General features: G+C 67.3%; 13 protein-coding genes. 7 read left to right on the top strand and 6 right to left on the bottom strand.

The window, feature by feature from the left end:
- Positions 1-2: 2 nt before the first annotated feature.
- Positions 3-752: a class I SAM-dependent methyltransferase gene (locus ACIA49_RS04630; protein ID WP_396375719.1), complete on the bottom strand. Its 750-nt coding sequence runs from the start codon at positions 750-752 to the stop codon at positions 3-5.
- A gap of 19 nt (positions 753-771) precedes the next feature.
- Positions 772-1734 carry an RDD family protein gene (locus ACIA49_RS04625; protein WP_396375718.1) on the bottom strand — a complete coding sequence of 321 codons (963 nt, stop codon included), beginning with the start codon at positions 1732-1734 and terminating at the stop codon, positions 772-774.
- Positions 1735-1815: 81 nt separating this feature from the next.
- Between ACIA49_RS04625 and ACIA49_RS04620 the strand changes: the two genes are divergently transcribed.
- Together ACIA49_RS04620 and ACIA49_RS04615 are read left to right on the top strand one after the other, a co-directional pair.
- Entirely contained in the window at positions 1816-2805 is a 990-nt protein-coding gene (locus ACIA49_RS04620; RefSeq protein ID WP_396375717.1) for a stage II sporulation protein M, read from the top strand.
- Positions 2806-2835: 30 nt separating this feature from the next.
- Complete coding sequence (locus ACIA49_RS04615) at positions 2836-3603, top strand: DUF1206 domain-containing protein (protein ID WP_396375716.1); 768 nt, start codon at positions 2836-2838, stop codon at positions 3601-3603.
- Here the strand turns inward: ACIA49_RS04615 and ACIA49_RS04610 are convergent.
- The 4 genes from ACIA49_RS04610 to ACIA49_RS04595 form a co-directional block, all read right to left on the bottom strand.
- Positions 3600-4316 carry a DUF899 family protein gene (locus ACIA49_RS04610; protein ID WP_396375715.1) on the bottom strand — a complete coding sequence of 239 codons (717 nt, stop codon included), beginning with the start codon at positions 4314-4316 and terminating at the stop codon, positions 3600-3602. The two genes, ACIA49_RS04615 and ACIA49_RS04610, sit on opposite strands and share 4 nt — an antisense overlap.
- A gap of 215 nt (positions 4317-4531) precedes the next feature.
- Positions 4532-6112: an ABC transporter permease gene (locus ACIA49_RS04605; RefSeq protein ID WP_396375714.1), complete on the bottom strand. Its 1581-nt coding sequence runs from the start codon at positions 6110-6112 to the stop codon at positions 4532-4534.
- The gene (locus ACIA49_RS04600) at positions 6109-7008 is read right to left on the bottom strand and encodes an ATP-binding cassette domain-containing protein (protein WP_396375713.1); all 900 of its coding nucleotides are present in this window, start codon (positions 7006-7008) and stop codon (positions 6109-6111) included. Before ACIA49_RS04600 ends, ACIA49_RS04605 begins: the two co-directional genes overlap by 4 nt.
- Complete coding sequence (locus ACIA49_RS04595; RefSeq protein ID WP_396375712.1) at positions 7008-7601, bottom strand: TetR/AcrR family transcriptional regulator; 594 nt, start codon at positions 7599-7601, stop codon at positions 7008-7010. The genes ACIA49_RS04600 and ACIA49_RS04595 overlap by 1 nt, the downstream gene beginning before the upstream one ends.
- Positions 7602-7768: 167 nt before the next feature.
- Between ACIA49_RS04595 and ACIA49_RS04590 the strand changes: the two genes are divergently transcribed.
- From ACIA49_RS04590 to ACIA49_RS04570, 5 genes are read left to right on the top strand one after another with little or no spacing between them, the layout of a single operon-like run.
- Positions 7769-9559: an ABC transporter substrate-binding protein gene (locus ACIA49_RS04590; RefSeq protein ID WP_396375711.1), complete on the top strand. Its 1791-nt coding sequence runs from the start codon at positions 7769-7771 to the stop codon at positions 9557-9559.
- Positions 9556-10575, top strand: a complete 1020-nt coding sequence (locus ACIA49_RS04585) for an ABC transporter permease (protein ID WP_396375710.1) — start codon at positions 9556-9558, stop codon at positions 10573-10575. Before ACIA49_RS04590 ends, ACIA49_RS04585 begins: the two co-directional genes overlap by 4 nt.
- Entirely contained in the window at positions 10572-11456 is an 885-nt protein-coding gene (locus ACIA49_RS04580; protein WP_396375709.1) for an ABC transporter permease, read from the top strand. The genes ACIA49_RS04585 and ACIA49_RS04580 overlap by 4 nt, the downstream gene beginning before the upstream one ends.
- Positions 11456-12406 (top strand): ABC transporter ATP-binding protein, encoded by a 951-nt coding sequence (locus ACIA49_RS04575; RefSeq protein WP_396375708.1) that lies wholly within the window; start codon positions 11456-11458, stop codon positions 12404-12406. Before ACIA49_RS04580 ends, ACIA49_RS04575 begins: the two co-directional genes overlap by 1 nt.
- Positions 12400-13335 (top strand): ABC transporter ATP-binding protein, encoded by a 936-nt coding sequence (locus ACIA49_RS04570; protein WP_396375707.1) that lies wholly within the window; start codon positions 12400-12402, stop codon positions 13333-13335. Before ACIA49_RS04575 ends, ACIA49_RS04570 begins: the two co-directional genes overlap by 7 nt.
- Positions 13336-13371: the final 36 nt, after the last annotated feature.

Below are 13371 nucleotides of genomic sequence, written 5' to 3'. Positions count from 1 at the left end.
CCTCAGCGGATGGCGGCGAAGAGGTGTTTGTCGGCGACCTGACCTAGTACGGCGACCTCGGCGAAGCCGGCCTTGCGGAACGACTCGAGGGTGTCGGTGATGGTGATCTCTCGCGACTTGCCGCGGTTCGCGAACCGGCGGTCGCGCTCGGCGAGCAGGTCGGCGAAGGCCGGCTCGGCCGCGGCGGCCGCCCACCAGGTTGCCCAGTCTTCGACGCCGGAGGCGTGCGACGCGGCCCAGATCTCGTCGCGCAGCTCGACGGCGAGCGCGTCCAGTCGCGGTATGTCGGATGGGCCGAGCCGCATCGTGTCTGCGTTGAGGAAGACGCCACCGGGCCGGATTCGCCGTGCCATGGTCTGCGCGAGCCGCTCCAGGTCGGCCGGGTCCAGCCAGTGCAACGCAGTCGCCGAACACACCGCGTCGACCGGATCCGCACCCAGTACGGCGTCCCAACCGTCTGCACGCAGATCCGCCTCGGCGAACCGCGCGCCGTCGACCGTCTGCCGCGCGATCTCCAACAGGAACGGATCCAGGTCGACCCCGACAACCTCCGCCTGTGGGAACCGCTCAACCGCCCGCGTCGCAATCGTCCCCGGCCCACACGCCAGATCCACCAACCGCCCCGGCGCCCCAACCACCCGCTCAACCACCGTCAGCATCAACCAGAACTGCTCGTCCCGATCCGGCAGGTATCCAGCCTGCTGAACATCCCACCGCTCCGACCAAGCCTTCCACTCCACCAGTTGCGACATAGTCGCAACACTAACCCGGTCAGGTCCAGCCGGAGGAGTTGCTGCCGGGGGTGGCCCAGCCTTGGGCGTTGTGGGTGGCTGGGGTTGCGGCGGCGGTGGGTGGGGGTGGGGCGAAGACCGGCACGGGGGTGGGCGGGAGGACGCCGTACGGGCTGGGTGGGGCGAAGGGGCCGGCGGGGACGGCGTACGGGTTCGCGGGGGCGAACGGGCCGGTGGTGACCGGGCGGACGACGGCCAGGCGGATGAGTTCGCGGCGGCGGCGTTCGGCCAGGACGGCGGAGAGGAAGGCCGGCGCGATCATCGGGGTCGGCGGTGCGGGGGCCGTGACCAGGGCGATGCGGTGGGCGAGGGTTTCGCCGAGGGCGGCGCGGGCGGCGGGCTGGAGTTCGGTGAAGCGGGCCAGGTAGTCGCGGGCCGTGTTCGCGAGTTCGTCGGGGAGCTGGGAGAGCTCGAGTGACTGCGCCCACGCCACGAGGTGAGCGGGGACGAACAGGGGCGGCGACGACATCGACTGCTGGCGTTCGCGGATCACGACCGTGCCCGCGACCATGTCGCCGATCCGCTTGCCCTGCTTGTTCATCAGGCTCGCCACGATGCCCGGGCTGGCCGCGAACCACGGCGCGAAGTCGACGAAGAACCACATCAGCGTCCGTACCAGCGCGTGCCGGAACCGGATCGACGAGCCGTCGTCGCGGACCACCTTGAGCCCGAGAACCATCTTGCCGACGGTCCGCCCGCGGGTGAGCGTCTCCATCACCAGCCGGTAGCCGACCACCACGAGCAGGACGACGATGATCACCAGCGCGACCGCCAGCGCCTCACTCGACTGCTCGCTGATCAGGAATCCGAACAGCAGACTGATGATGCCGCTCAGCACCATGCCCTGGATGATCACGTCGATCGCACAGGCCAGCGCCCGAGTCGGCATCCGCGCGATCCGTACCTGGAGGACGACCGCCTCCCCCGTGACCAACTGAGACACGCTGCCGTCCCCCCTCCTGCATAGACACTCAGTCGGGCTAGTCTGCCAGCGCAAGGAGCCAGTTGGGGGAGGAGGTGGGTCATGGACGTCGAGGCGTTCGTTTCGGTGCATCAGCCGCAGTGGGATCGTCTGGCCTACCTGACCCGGCGGCAGCGGCGGTTGACCGGTGCTGAGGCCGAGGAGCTCGTCACGCTCTATCAGCGCGTCGGTACGCACCTGTCCGCGCTCAGAGCGGCCGGTGCGGACCCAGTGTCGATCGGCAGGCTCTCCGGCCTGATTGCCGACGCCAGAGGCGCTGTGACTGGCGCACAGGCACCTGTGTGGCGAGACATCTCCCGGTACTTCCTGGTGACCTTCCCAGCATCGCTCTACGTCTCCAGACGCTGGTGGCTGACTATCGGCCTGCTCTTCTACCTGGTGGCGGCCTGGTCCGCGTGGCGGGTCCTGGCGCACCCCGAGGTGATCGACTCGATCGCAGCGCCGGCCCAGATCCAGCAGTTGGTCGACCACGACTTCGAGGCGTACTACTCGAACAACCCGGCCCAGGACTTTGCCCTGCAGGTCTGGCTCAACAACGCGACGCTGACGGCCGCCGTACTGGCGCTGGGCATCCTATTGATCCCGTCGATCTTCATCCTCTGGGACAACGCGCTCAACCTGGGAGTGAGCGCCGGTCTGATGATCGGGCACGACAAGGGCGGCCTGTTCTTCAGCCTGATCACCCCACACGGCCTGCTCGAGCTCACTGCCGTCTTCATCGGTACGGCGGCTGGGCTGCGGCTGGGGTGGTCGTGGATCGTCCCCGGGGCTCGGACGCGCATGCAGGCGCTCGCGCAGACCGGCCGGGCGACGATGGGGATGGCAATCGGACTAGCCGCGATCCTGCTGCTGACTGGCGTGATCGAGGCCTTCGTGACGCCGTTCCTGCCGGGGCCGGTGCGGATCAGTATCGGCATCCTGGTCGAGATCGGTTTCTTCCTCTACGTGTTCATCCTCGGCCGTCGCGCAGCCCGCCTCGGTGAGTCCGGTGACGTAGAGGAAGCGGACGCCGCCGCTCCGCTCGCAACCTAGTCGTCGTTTGTCGCTGGGCACTGGAACACAATGAGATCCGCCCAGGAAGTCAGACACAGTAAGTGGTACGGCACCGCCGTCACGGTCGGTTTGATCGCGTACGGCGTCGTCTATCTGTTGATCGCATGGATCGCCCTCCAACTGGCCTGGGGAAAGTCTTCACAGGAGGCGTCCCAGCAAGGCGCACTGCAGGAACTGGCGAGCAAGCCGCTCGGTGGGGTCCTGCTCTGGATCGTCGCGGTCGGGCTCTTCGCACTGGTGATCTGGCGCGCGCTCGACCTCGCGTACGGCGATCTCGACACCGAGAAGCGGGTGTCGTCGGCCGGGCGTGCGGTCGTCTATCTCGTGCTCGGCGTCAGCGCGGTGAAGGTCGCGATCGGGGCCGGGAGTTCGAGCAGTAACCAGCAGAAGACGATGACCGCCCGGATGATGGAGCACGGCTTCGGCCGGGTGCTGGTGGTGATCGTCGGGCTCGTCATCATCGGGGTCGGCGTCCGGCAGATCCACAAGGCGGTGACCAAGAAGTTCACCGAGGACCTGGTGGGTGGGGTCTCCGACAAGACCATCCTGCTCGGCCGGCTCGGGTACGCCGCCAAGGGGGTCGCGTTCGCGGTGGTCGGGATCCTGTTCGGCTGGGCCGCGATCAGCTACGAACCCGACAAGGCCGGTGGCCTGGACTCCGCCCTCCGCACGATCAAGGAACAGCCCTTCGGCTCGATCCTGCTGACGGTCCTGGCCCTCGGCATTGCCGCGTTCGGTGCTTACTGCTTCGTGTGGTCCCGCAACGCGAAGGTCTAGAGCTTGTCCGACCGCCCAGCCTCGATCCGCGACCACTGGGCGATCGGACGGCCGTCACTCTTCAGGATGTGCTCGGCCTTGGCCCACTCCTGCGGCCAGCCCGCCGGTGAGTCCTCGTGCCCCTCGTGGCGGCCGTACACGGTGAGATCCATCAGGTGGTAGCCGTTGTCCATCACCTCGACACCGCGCAACGTCGTCCAGTAGGTCTCGAACACCCGGTCGCCGTCCCGCAGGTAGCAGACCAGGTACATCTGCCCGAGATTCCGCCCGACGAGCAGCTGGTCGCGGTTGTCGATCGACGAGTACCACGGCATCGTCCAGCCCATGAAGTCCCGGTACCGCCGACTCTCGTCGTACGGGCCCTGGCAGAAGACGGCGTACGTGATGTCACGGGAGTGCAGGTAGGACAGCTCGCCCACTGCGCCGTTACACCACGTGCACCCAGGGCACTGCTCAGCCGCCGGGTGCCCGTCGTGCCACATGTAGTAATACGCGATCAGCTGCGAACGCCCCTCGAACGCCTCGAGCAGCGTCACCGGCCCGTTCTCACCGGTCACGGTGATCCCGGCGTCCACCTCGACCATCGGCAACCGCCGCCGAGCCGCCGCAACAGCATCGGTCTCACGCGTCAGCGCCTTCTCCCGAACTCGCAGCGCGTCCAGTTCAGCCTCAAACCCTGCCCGCTCGGTCACGGGCGGCAATGCGTCAACCATGACGTTCTCCTCTCTCTACCGAGAACGTCGTAGCAGTACCCGTTTTCTCAACACCAACCCGCTCCAACCTGACCGCTGGTGAGTCCCGCTGACGTCCGAAGAACCCGCACGCCATGTCTGCGTTCGTTCGGACGTTAGCTTCGCGCCGCTCATAACGTCCGAGGGACCCGCATGCCATGTGTTCGATCGTTCGGACGTTAGGACGGCTCGAATCTCTAGCTGGTGGGGAGGTCTCGGTGACGGAGGGTGGTCAGGCCTAGGGCGGTGAGGGCGGCGGTGATGGCCAAGAGGACGACCAGGGGTACGGCGGAGACCGAGCCGCCGGGGAGTTGGGGGAGGTGGGTGTAGGGGGAGATGTCTTTGATCCACGGGGCTAGTTGGACGCCGGCACCGAGTAGGCCGATCAGGAGGCAGACGCTGGGCCCGGCCCAGGCGGCTTGGGAGGCGCGGGGGATGAGGCCGAAGAGCGCGAGAGTGAGGGCACCCAGGAGCCAGACGGCGGGGAGTTGAATGAGGGCCGAGCCGATCAGTCGGGGGAGCTGTCCACCGACGTCGCCGACTGCGGAGCCGTAGGCCAAACCCGCGGCGATGCCGGACGCCAGCAGCGCGATGGCAGGGCCGAGCAAGGTGAAGACGAGGTGGCTGGCGACCCAGTGCAGGCGGCTGGTAGCGGTGGCTAGGACTGGTTCGGCGCGGCCGCTACTCTCCTCGGCGCGCAGCCGCAGTGTTGCTTGCACCGCGTACGCCGATGCGATCAGTCCGGTGATCGTCATGACACCGACCAGGAACGAGTCGATCAGCGCACCCGCACCGCCGAGCCGCTCGAAGATCTTCTGGATCTGCGGATCGTCGCGCATCATGTCGCCGACGCCCTCGGCCACGCTTCCGAACAGCAAGCCCAGCAAGGCGAAAGCGACCGTCCAGGCAGCCAGCAGCCCACGATGCAGTCGCCAGGCCAAACCGAACGGCGACCCCAACCGGCCTTCGGCAGGCCCGAGGCGTGCGGGCAACAGGCCCGACCCGACATCACGTCGTACCGCGAGCTGAACAGCCACCACCACCAGTACGACGGTTGCCGCGAGCATCAGTCCACCCAGCCACCACCGGTTAGCGCCGTACGGGTGGATGCGTTGGGCCCAACCGACCGGCGACAGCCAGGACAGCCAGGCGAGTGGACCGTCGGTGTGAGCGCTCGTGTCCCCGGCCGCTCGCAGTACGAACGATGCGCCGAGCACCCCGATCGCGATCCCGCGCGCCGTACCGGAGTTCGCGGTCAGCTGCGCGGCGACCGCACCAACGGCCGCGAAAAGCCAGCCGGTGCTGGCGAATTCGAGGCCGAGGGCAACAGATCCGGCCAGTGGCTGGTCCTGACTTTGCATGCCTAGGGCAATCAGTACGCCGAGCACCAGGTTGGCCCCGAAGGATGTCAGCAGGGCGGCGGCGAGCCCCGCGTGCCGCCCGACGACACTCGATCCGAGCAACTCGGAACGCCCGGTCTCCTCCTCGACCCGGGTATGCCGGATCACGGTGAGCAGCCCGATCAGCCCGACGATCAACGGCACGAAGCCGAGCCGCCAGGTGACGAACTCACCCAGTGACGTCCCGCCCAACTCGCCGTACAGGGTGATGAAGCCGGCGTTGTTCGCGTAGCTCAGCCGTGATTCCGGCGTCGGGAACAGGTCGCCGTACGACGAGACGAAGCTGATCGGGATGACGGCCAGGAACACGATCCACAGCGGTAGCACGATGCGGTCCCGGCGCAGGATGAGCCGCACCAAACCAAGGACGCCGGTCATCGCGCGGCCTCCGGTTCGTACAGGCGCAGGAAGAGCTCCTCGAGCGTCGGCGGCTGGCTGATCAGGCTGTGGACGCCGACCTCGACCAGCTGTCGCAGTACGGCGTTGATCTCCTCCGTGTCGACGTCGAAGCGAACCAGTCCGTCTTCGACGCGCAGATCGTGTACGCCGTTCAGCGAAGCCAGGCCGTTCGGCGCCCCGGCCAGCTCGGCCGTGATCGACGTCCGGGTCAGGTGCCGCAGGCTGGACAGCGTGCCGCTCTCGACCGCGCGACCGGCCCGGATGATCGTGACGCGCTCACACAACGCCTCGACCTCGGACAGGATGTGGCTGGACAGCAGCACGGTCTTGCCTTCGCCGGAGCTGATCTCCTGGACGACCTCGCGGAAGACCTCCTCCATCAGCGGGTCCAATCCCGAGGTGGGCTCGTCGAGCAGGAGGAGTTCGACATCCGAGGCGAAGGCCGCGACCAGGGCGACCTTCTGCCGGTTGCCCTTCGAGTACGTCCGGGCCTTCTTCCGCGGGTCGAGATCGAAGCGCTCCAGCAGTTCGGCCTTGCGTTTCTTGTCGAGACCACCGCGCATCCGGCCGAGCAGATCGATCGCCTCGCCACCGGACAGGTTCGGCCACAACGTCACGTCGCCGGGGACATACGCGAGCCGCCGGTGGAGAGCGGTCGCGTCCGACCACGGGTCGCCGCCGAGCAGGCGCGCGGTCCCGTCGGAGCGCCGGGTCATCCCGAGCAGGATCCGGATCGTGGTGGTCTTCCCGGCGCCGTTCGGGCCGAGGAAGCCGTGCACCTCGCCGGTGCGGACGGTCAGATCGAGACCGTCCAGCGCGCGGGTGCGGCCGAAGGTCTTGACCAGACCCTCCGTGTGGATCGCCGCAGCGGACATCAGTGGTTGTCCTTTCGAAGGTTGGCCGCCTGCTCGGGGGTGAGCATGGGTTCGGAGAAGATGTCGACGAAGGCCCGGTTCATCCGGGCGTAGCCGGACGCGGACGCGATGTCCTCGCCGAGCGCGAGTTCGAGCTGCTCGCGGAGCACGTAGACGCCGAGTTTCATCACCGTGATCACGGCGGACCAGGCCCGGTAGTCGTCGGTCTTCACGCCGTGCGTTCTGGCCCACTGCTCGCCGTACTCGACCGTCTGCAGGAACATCGCGGAAGCGGTCTCGGAGCCGTCCATCATCGAGCGGACCAGGTACGTCTGCAGTGGGAATGCGACGGGTTGCACCGTTGCGACGCTGACGTTCTCCAGGCCCTGCTCGTCGACGAGTTCGCGGCCGAGCTCGAACATCCGGCCGAGCGCGTACTCGTCGCAGGCGTCGCGGAGCGCCTCCTTGGACCCGAAGTGGTGCCGGACCAGGCCGGACGAGACGCCGGCCTCGGTGGCGATGTCGCGGATCGAGGCGCCCTCGATCCCGCGCTCGGTGAAGAGCTTGATCGCCGCGTCCCGGATCCGGGCCCGGGCGGTCAGATCGTCGTTCATGGGAAATCCTCCTTGACTACACAGTCGAGTAGACAGCTACACGGTCGTGTAGTCAAGTCGAAAGTTGATGACGTATGTGTGACAAAGATTGGTACTTCATTGACCAGGGCAGCGCTTGCTGGTGTGGTGTCTTCCCAAACACCACTGAGGGCGGAAGGTGCGTGGGGATGATCAGGAAATGTCTCGCGATGCTCGGAGCGATCGCGTTGCTGTGCCTGCCCGGTACGGCGTCTGCCGCTGAGCCGGGACGCAAGGTGATCAAGGTCGGGGTGACCCAGGCGGTCGACTCGATGAACCCGTTCCTGGCCGTCCGGCTGGTGTCGGGCTCGTTGCAGCGCTGGATGTACAGCTTCCTGACCGTGCCCGACTCCAAGACCCTGCAGCCCAGCCCGGACCTGGCGGAGTCCTGGACGACGTCACCCGACGGCCTGACATGGACCTTCAAGATCCGGACGGCCAAGTGGTCCGACGGCCAGCCGATCACCGCCGACGACGCGGCCTGGACCTTCAACAAGATGATCACCGACGACGCGGCCAAGGCCGGCAACGGCCCGGCGGTCGAGAACTTCGCCAGCGTCACCGCGAGCGGCCAGGACCTGACCATCAAGCTGAAGGCACCGCAGGCGTCGATGCTCGACAACCCGGTGCCGATCCTGCCCAAGCACGTCTGGGAGAAGGTCACCGACATCGGCAAGTACGAGGCCGACCAGTACCCGACCGTGGGCAGCGGTCCGTACGTCGCGGTCGAGTACAAGAAGGACCAGTTCGTCCGGCTCGAGGCCAACAAGGACTACTGGCGTGGGGCGCCGAAGATCGACGAGCTGCAGATGATCTTCTACGACAACCCGGCCGCCTCGATCGTCGGGCTGAAGAAGGGCGACATCGACCTGATCGGCCGGCTCGCACCGCCGGACTTCGAGTCGCTGAAGGGTGACGACAACATCGTCCAGTGGAACGCCGAGGGCCGGCGGGCGACGTACCTGCAGATCAATCACGGTGCGACGACCAGCGACAACAAGCCGATCGGTGACGGTCACCCGGCGCTCAAGGATCCGCGGGTGCGGCAGGCGCTGCACTACGCGATCGACAAGCAGAAGCTGGTCGACGAGACGCAGAGCGGGCTGGCCCGGGTCGCCGACGGCTCGATCGTGCCACCGCTGTACAAGGACTTCTTCTGGCAGGCCTCGGGCGCGGAGAAGATCACCTATGACGTTGCCAAGGCCAACAAGATCCTCGACGACGCCGGCTACAAGAAGGGTGCCGACGGCATCCGGACCATGCCGGACGGATCGAAGAAACTCCAGTTCCGCTTCAGCATTCACACCGATGCGCCGAGCGAGGAGAAGCTGGCCGAGTACCTGACCGGCTGGTTCAAGGAGATCGGCATCGGGCTGACCGCGCGCCGGCTCGACTCCAGCAAGTTCACCGAGGAGACCGGTACGACGGCGCTGTTCGACATCGCGATCAGCGGCTGGTCGGTCAACCCCGATCCCGAAGAGGTCCTCGGCACGCACCTGTGCAGCCGGCGCCCGACCGCGTCCGGCGAGGGCGGCGGCACCGAGTCGTTCTACTGCGACCCGCAGTACGAGGCGCTCTACAAGCAGCAGCAGAAGGAACTCGACCGGCCGAAGCGCGCCGAGCTGATCAAGAAGATGGAAGAGCGCCTGTACGTCGACGCGCCGGTGATCGCCCTCTACTACCCGAACGACCTCGAGGGGTACCGCAAGGACCGGATCGCGAGCATCACGCCGATCCCCGAGGACAAGGGCATCCTGTACGGCGGCAGCGGCTACTGGCCGTTCTACACCGTCGACGCGGTGACGAACACCGGTACGACGGACAGCGGCGGCTCGAACACCGGACTCATCGCGGGGGTCGCGGGAGCGGTCGTCGTACTGGCGCTGGGCGGGTTCTTCCTGGCGCGGCGGCGGCGCGGCGTTGCCGACGAGCGCGAATGACGGTCGTCGCCGAGGTTGAGGCGGCTCCCGCCCGCCATGGGTTGCTGCGCTATGCGGCGACCAAGGTGGGCGGGGCGCTGCTGAGCATCGCGATGGTGGTCGTGGCGACGTTCTTCCTGTTCCGGATGCTGCCGGGCGACCCGGTCCGCGCGCTGGCGCAGGGGCGCAACATGACGCCGGAACAGCTCGATCTGGAGCGTGCGCGGCTCGGGTTGGACAGGTCGATCCCCGAGCAGTTCGTGCACTTCGTCGGGCAGACACTGCGGTTCGACCTGGGTACGTCGTACGAGTACAAGCGGCCGGTGCTCGATCTGATCGGTGAGCGGATCGGGCCGACACTGTTGCTCACCGGTACTGGGTTGGTGATGGCGGTCAGCCTGGGGATCTGGCAGGGCGCGCGGGCCGGGTGGAAGCCGGGGTCGCGGTTCGACCGGTTCTCCACCGCGGTGTCGTTGGTGCTGTGGTCGGTGCCGACGTTCTGGCTCGGACTGTTGCTGCTGATGGTGTTTGCCGCCGGCATCGGTCCGATCCCGGGGCTCTTCCCGACGCGCGGGATCTCCAGTGTCGATGCTCCTGATGGCTTTGGTTATGTGCTTGATGTGGCGCAGCACATGGTGTTGCCGTGCTTGACGTTGGTTGCCGTGGTCTACGCCCAGTACCTGCTGGTGATGCGGTCGTCGGTCCTGGACGAGGTCGAGCAGGACTACATCACGACCGCCCGGGCCAAGGGGCTGAAGGACGACGACATTCGCCGCAAGCACGCCGTACCGAATGCTTTGCTGCCGACGGTGACGCTCGTGTTCATGCGGATCGGGTTCGTCGTCGGAGGTGCGGTGACGGTCGAGGCGATCTTCAGTTGGCCGGGGCTCGGGCAGCTGTTCTACCAGGCGATCAGGGTGCCGGACTTCACCCTCATGCAAGGCACGTTCCTGCTGATCACGGTGTCGGTGATCCTGATGAACACGCTGGCCGACGTGATCTACCACGTCCTCGACCCGCGGGTGAGGTCGGTATGAGCAATGTGACCTGGGTACGGCGGCAGCGTTCTGTGCAAAGGTTTTGGCGAGATTTCCGGACGCACCGGGCCGGTATGGCCGGGCTCGGCGTCCTGGTGGTGGCGGTCGTGCTCGCGCTGATCGCGCCGCTGTTCATCGATGCGGGCGTCACGAACGTAGTCGGCGGGACGGGCGCGAAGATGGCGCCGCCGAGTCTGGACTACCCGCTGGGTACCGATGAGTCCGGGCGGTCCGTGCTGCTGATGATCTGGTGGGGCTCGCGAACCTCGTTGCTGATCGGATTCCTCGCCGCCCTGCTGAGCATGGTGATCGGGACCGTGCTCGGGATTGCGGCCGGTCACTTCCGCGGCTGGGCCGGCGCGATCGTGCTGCGGGTGACCGACTGGTTCCTGGTGCTGCCGTCGCTGGTGACCGCGCTGGTGCTCGCGGCGATCCTCGGTGGCAGTACGGCGACCATCGTCGTCGCGATCGGTGTCACCTCCTGGCCGTCGACCGCTCGGCTGATCCGCGCGCAAACGCTGGCTGTGGAAGCTCGTCCGTACATCGAACGATCCCTGGCGTTGGGCGCCGGGCACTGGCACATCACCACGCGGCACGTGTTGCCGAACGTCGCACCGTTGCTGCTGGCAAGTACGACGCTGGAGGTAGCGAGCGCGATTGTCACCGAGTCGACACTGGCGTTCCTCGGCGTGAGCGCGAACAAGACCTCGTGGGGAACGATGCTGCGCGGTTCGTACGACTGGGGTGCGGCCACCGCCGGCGCCTGGTGGTACATCCTCGTCCCGGGTCTGTGCATCGTGATCGTGGTGATGGCTTTCACCTTGTGTGGAAGGGCTTTGGAGACTGTGCTCAATCCGCGACTGCGAACCCGGGCGGCCTGATGCTGGAACTCGATGGGTTGTCGGTGACGTACCGGCTGGCGAGTGGCGACGTCCCCGCCGTACGGGGTGTGTCGTTGTCGATCGCGGCCGGTGAGGCTGTCGGGCTGGCGGGGGAGTCGGGGTCCGGCAAGTCGACGGTCGCGCTCTCGATCCTTCGCCTGCTGCCAAGGACGGCTCGGATCGATGGACGGATCCTCCTGGATGGCGAGGACGTCGTCGCGATGAACTGGGGCCGGTTGCGAGCCGTGCGGTGGTCGGGGGCGTCGATCGTCTTCCAGGGTGCGCAGCACGGACTCAATCCGGTACGGCGAATTGGCGACCAGATCGCGGAGCCGTTGCTGGTGCACCGGCTGGCCTCGGCTTCCCAGGCAGCGGTCCGGGTCCGGGAACTGCTCGAGCAGGTCGGGTTGCCAGCCTGGAGAGCACGGAGCTATCCGCATGAACTGAGTGGTGGCCAACGGCAACGAGTGATGATCGCGATGGCGCTGGCCTGTTCGCCGCAGCTGATCATCGCCGATGAGCCGACGACCGCGCTCGACCTGATGGTGCAGGCGCAGGTGCTGACCCTGATCAGGCACCTGATCGCCTCGGAAGACATTGCCCTGCTGATGATTTCGCATGACCTGTCGGTGCTGGCGGACGTCTGCGATCGCCTTGCCGTCATGTATGCCGGTCGGCTCGTCGAGACCGGGCCGGCCGCGTCGGGCTTCAAGCATCCCTACAGCCAGGCGCTGTCTGCGGCCTTCCCGACGGTCGGCGACCCGGCGTCGCGATTGGCTCCGCGTGGGCTGGCCGGTGATCCACCGGATCCGGCCGAGTTGCCGGGAGGTTGCTCGTTCCATCCGCGGTGCCCCGTGGCGCTGGAATCGTGCGCGACGTCGCCGGTCGAGCTCCGGCCCGCTGGGGACGACCGGCTGGCTGCCTGTGTCCTGGTGGAGGAAAAGTGCTAGAGGCAACCAATGTGATGGTCGAGTTCGGCCGGGCGCGCGCCGTCGACGGCGTCAACCTGTCCATCGCTCCCGGCGAGATCGTCGCGCTGGTCGGCGAGTCCGGGTGCGGCAAGACCACCCTCGCTCGAACCCTCCTCGGCCTCGTGCGCCCGGCAGGCGGGACCGTGTCCTACGAAGGTAGTCCGCTCGGCTACTCCGGCCGCGCGCTCCGCACCTTCCGACGTCAGGTCCAGCTTGTCCTTCAGGACCCCACTGGTGCGCTGAATCCCCGGCAGACCGTCTACGAGGCTGTTGCCGAGGGCCCGCGAATCCACAAGCTGCCCGATGAAGAGGCAATCGTCGCGTCAGCGCTCGCGCGGGCTGGTCTGCGACCGCCTGAACGCTTCTTCCTCCGCTACCCGCACGAACTCTCCGGCGGCCAGCGTCAGCGCGTGGTCATCGCCGGTGCGCTCGCGCTCGACCCGAAGATCCTGATCGCCGACGAGCCCGTCGCATCCCTGGACGCCTCGATCCGCGGTGAGATCCTCGCCCTGCTCCTGCGGCTGCGCGACGACCTCGGCCTCGGCGCTCTCGTGGTCACCCATGACCTGGGCCTCGCCTGGAACATCGCCGACCGGGTCGCGGTGATGTACCTCGGCCGGATCGTCGAGTCCGGCCCCACCGAAGACGTGCTCACCAATCCGCAGCACCCCTACACCCAAGCCCTGCTCTCGGTACTCCCCGAATCGCCGTCCCGGATCATCCTCACCGGCGAACCCCCGGACCCGACCCACATCCCGAGCGGCTGCCGCTTCCACCCACGCTGCCAGTTGGTAGCCGCCGGCAACGGAGTGGACGCCTGCCGGACAACCCCGCTCCCCATCCTCCCGGCCACGACAGCCCCGCAAGTCTCCTGCCACCTGACAACCGCCGTACCAGCCGACCGCTAACCGAGACCGCCAACGCCAGCCAGCGCCCGCCGTACC

This window comes from Kribbella sp. NPDC051587 (assembly GCF_044453945.1).
Taxonomy (GTDB): Bacteria; Actinomycetota; Actinomycetes; order Propionibacteriales; family Kribbellaceae; genus Kribbella.
This window is presented reverse-complemented; position numbering and strand designations above follow the sequence as displayed.

Excerpts from the sequence above, each read along its gene's own strand:
- ACIA49_RS04585 (WP_396375710.1), top strand. The coding sequence starts at position 9,556 with ATGACGGTCGTCGCCGAGGTTGAGGCGGCTCCCGCCCGCCATGGGTTG.
- ACIA49_RS04595 (WP_396375712.1), bottom strand. The coding sequence starts at position 7,601 with ATGAACGACGATCTGACCGCCCGGGCCCGGATCCGGGACGCGGCGATC.
- ACIA49_RS04605 (WP_396375714.1), bottom strand. The coding sequence starts at position 6,112 with ATGACCGGCGTCCTTGGTTTGGTGCGGCTCATCCTGCGCCGGGACCGC.
- ACIA49_RS04620 (WP_396375717.1), top strand. The coding sequence starts at position 1,816 with ATGGACGTCGAGGCGTTCGTTTCGGTGCATCAGCCGCAGTGGGATCGT.
- ACIA49_RS04630 (WP_396375719.1), bottom strand. The coding sequence starts at position 752 with ATGTCGCAACTGGTGGAGTGGAAGGCTTGGTCGGAGCGGTGGGATGTT.
- ACIA49_RS04590 (WP_396375711.1), top strand. The coding sequence starts at position 7,769 with ATGATCAGGAAATGTCTCGCGATGCTCGGAGCGATCGCGTTGCTGTGC.
- ACIA49_RS04580 (WP_396375709.1), top strand. The coding sequence starts at position 10,572 with ATGAGCAATGTGACCTGGGTACGGCGGCAGCGTTCTGTGCAAAGGTTT.
- ACIA49_RS04610 (WP_396375715.1), bottom strand. The coding sequence starts at position 4,316 with ATGGTTGACGCATTGCCGCCCGTGACCGAGCGGGCAGGGTTTGAGGCT.
- ACIA49_RS04615 (WP_396375716.1), top strand. The coding sequence starts at position 2,836 with ATGAGATCCGCCCAGGAAGTCAGACACAGTAAGTGGTACGGCACCGCC.
- ACIA49_RS04600 (WP_396375713.1), bottom strand. The coding sequence starts at position 7,008 with ATGTCCGCTGCGGCGATCCACACGGAGGGTCTGGTCAAGACCTTCGGC.
- ACIA49_RS04575 (WP_396375708.1), top strand. The coding sequence starts at position 11,456 with ATGCTGGAACTCGATGGGTTGTCGGTGACGTACCGGCTGGCGAGTGGC.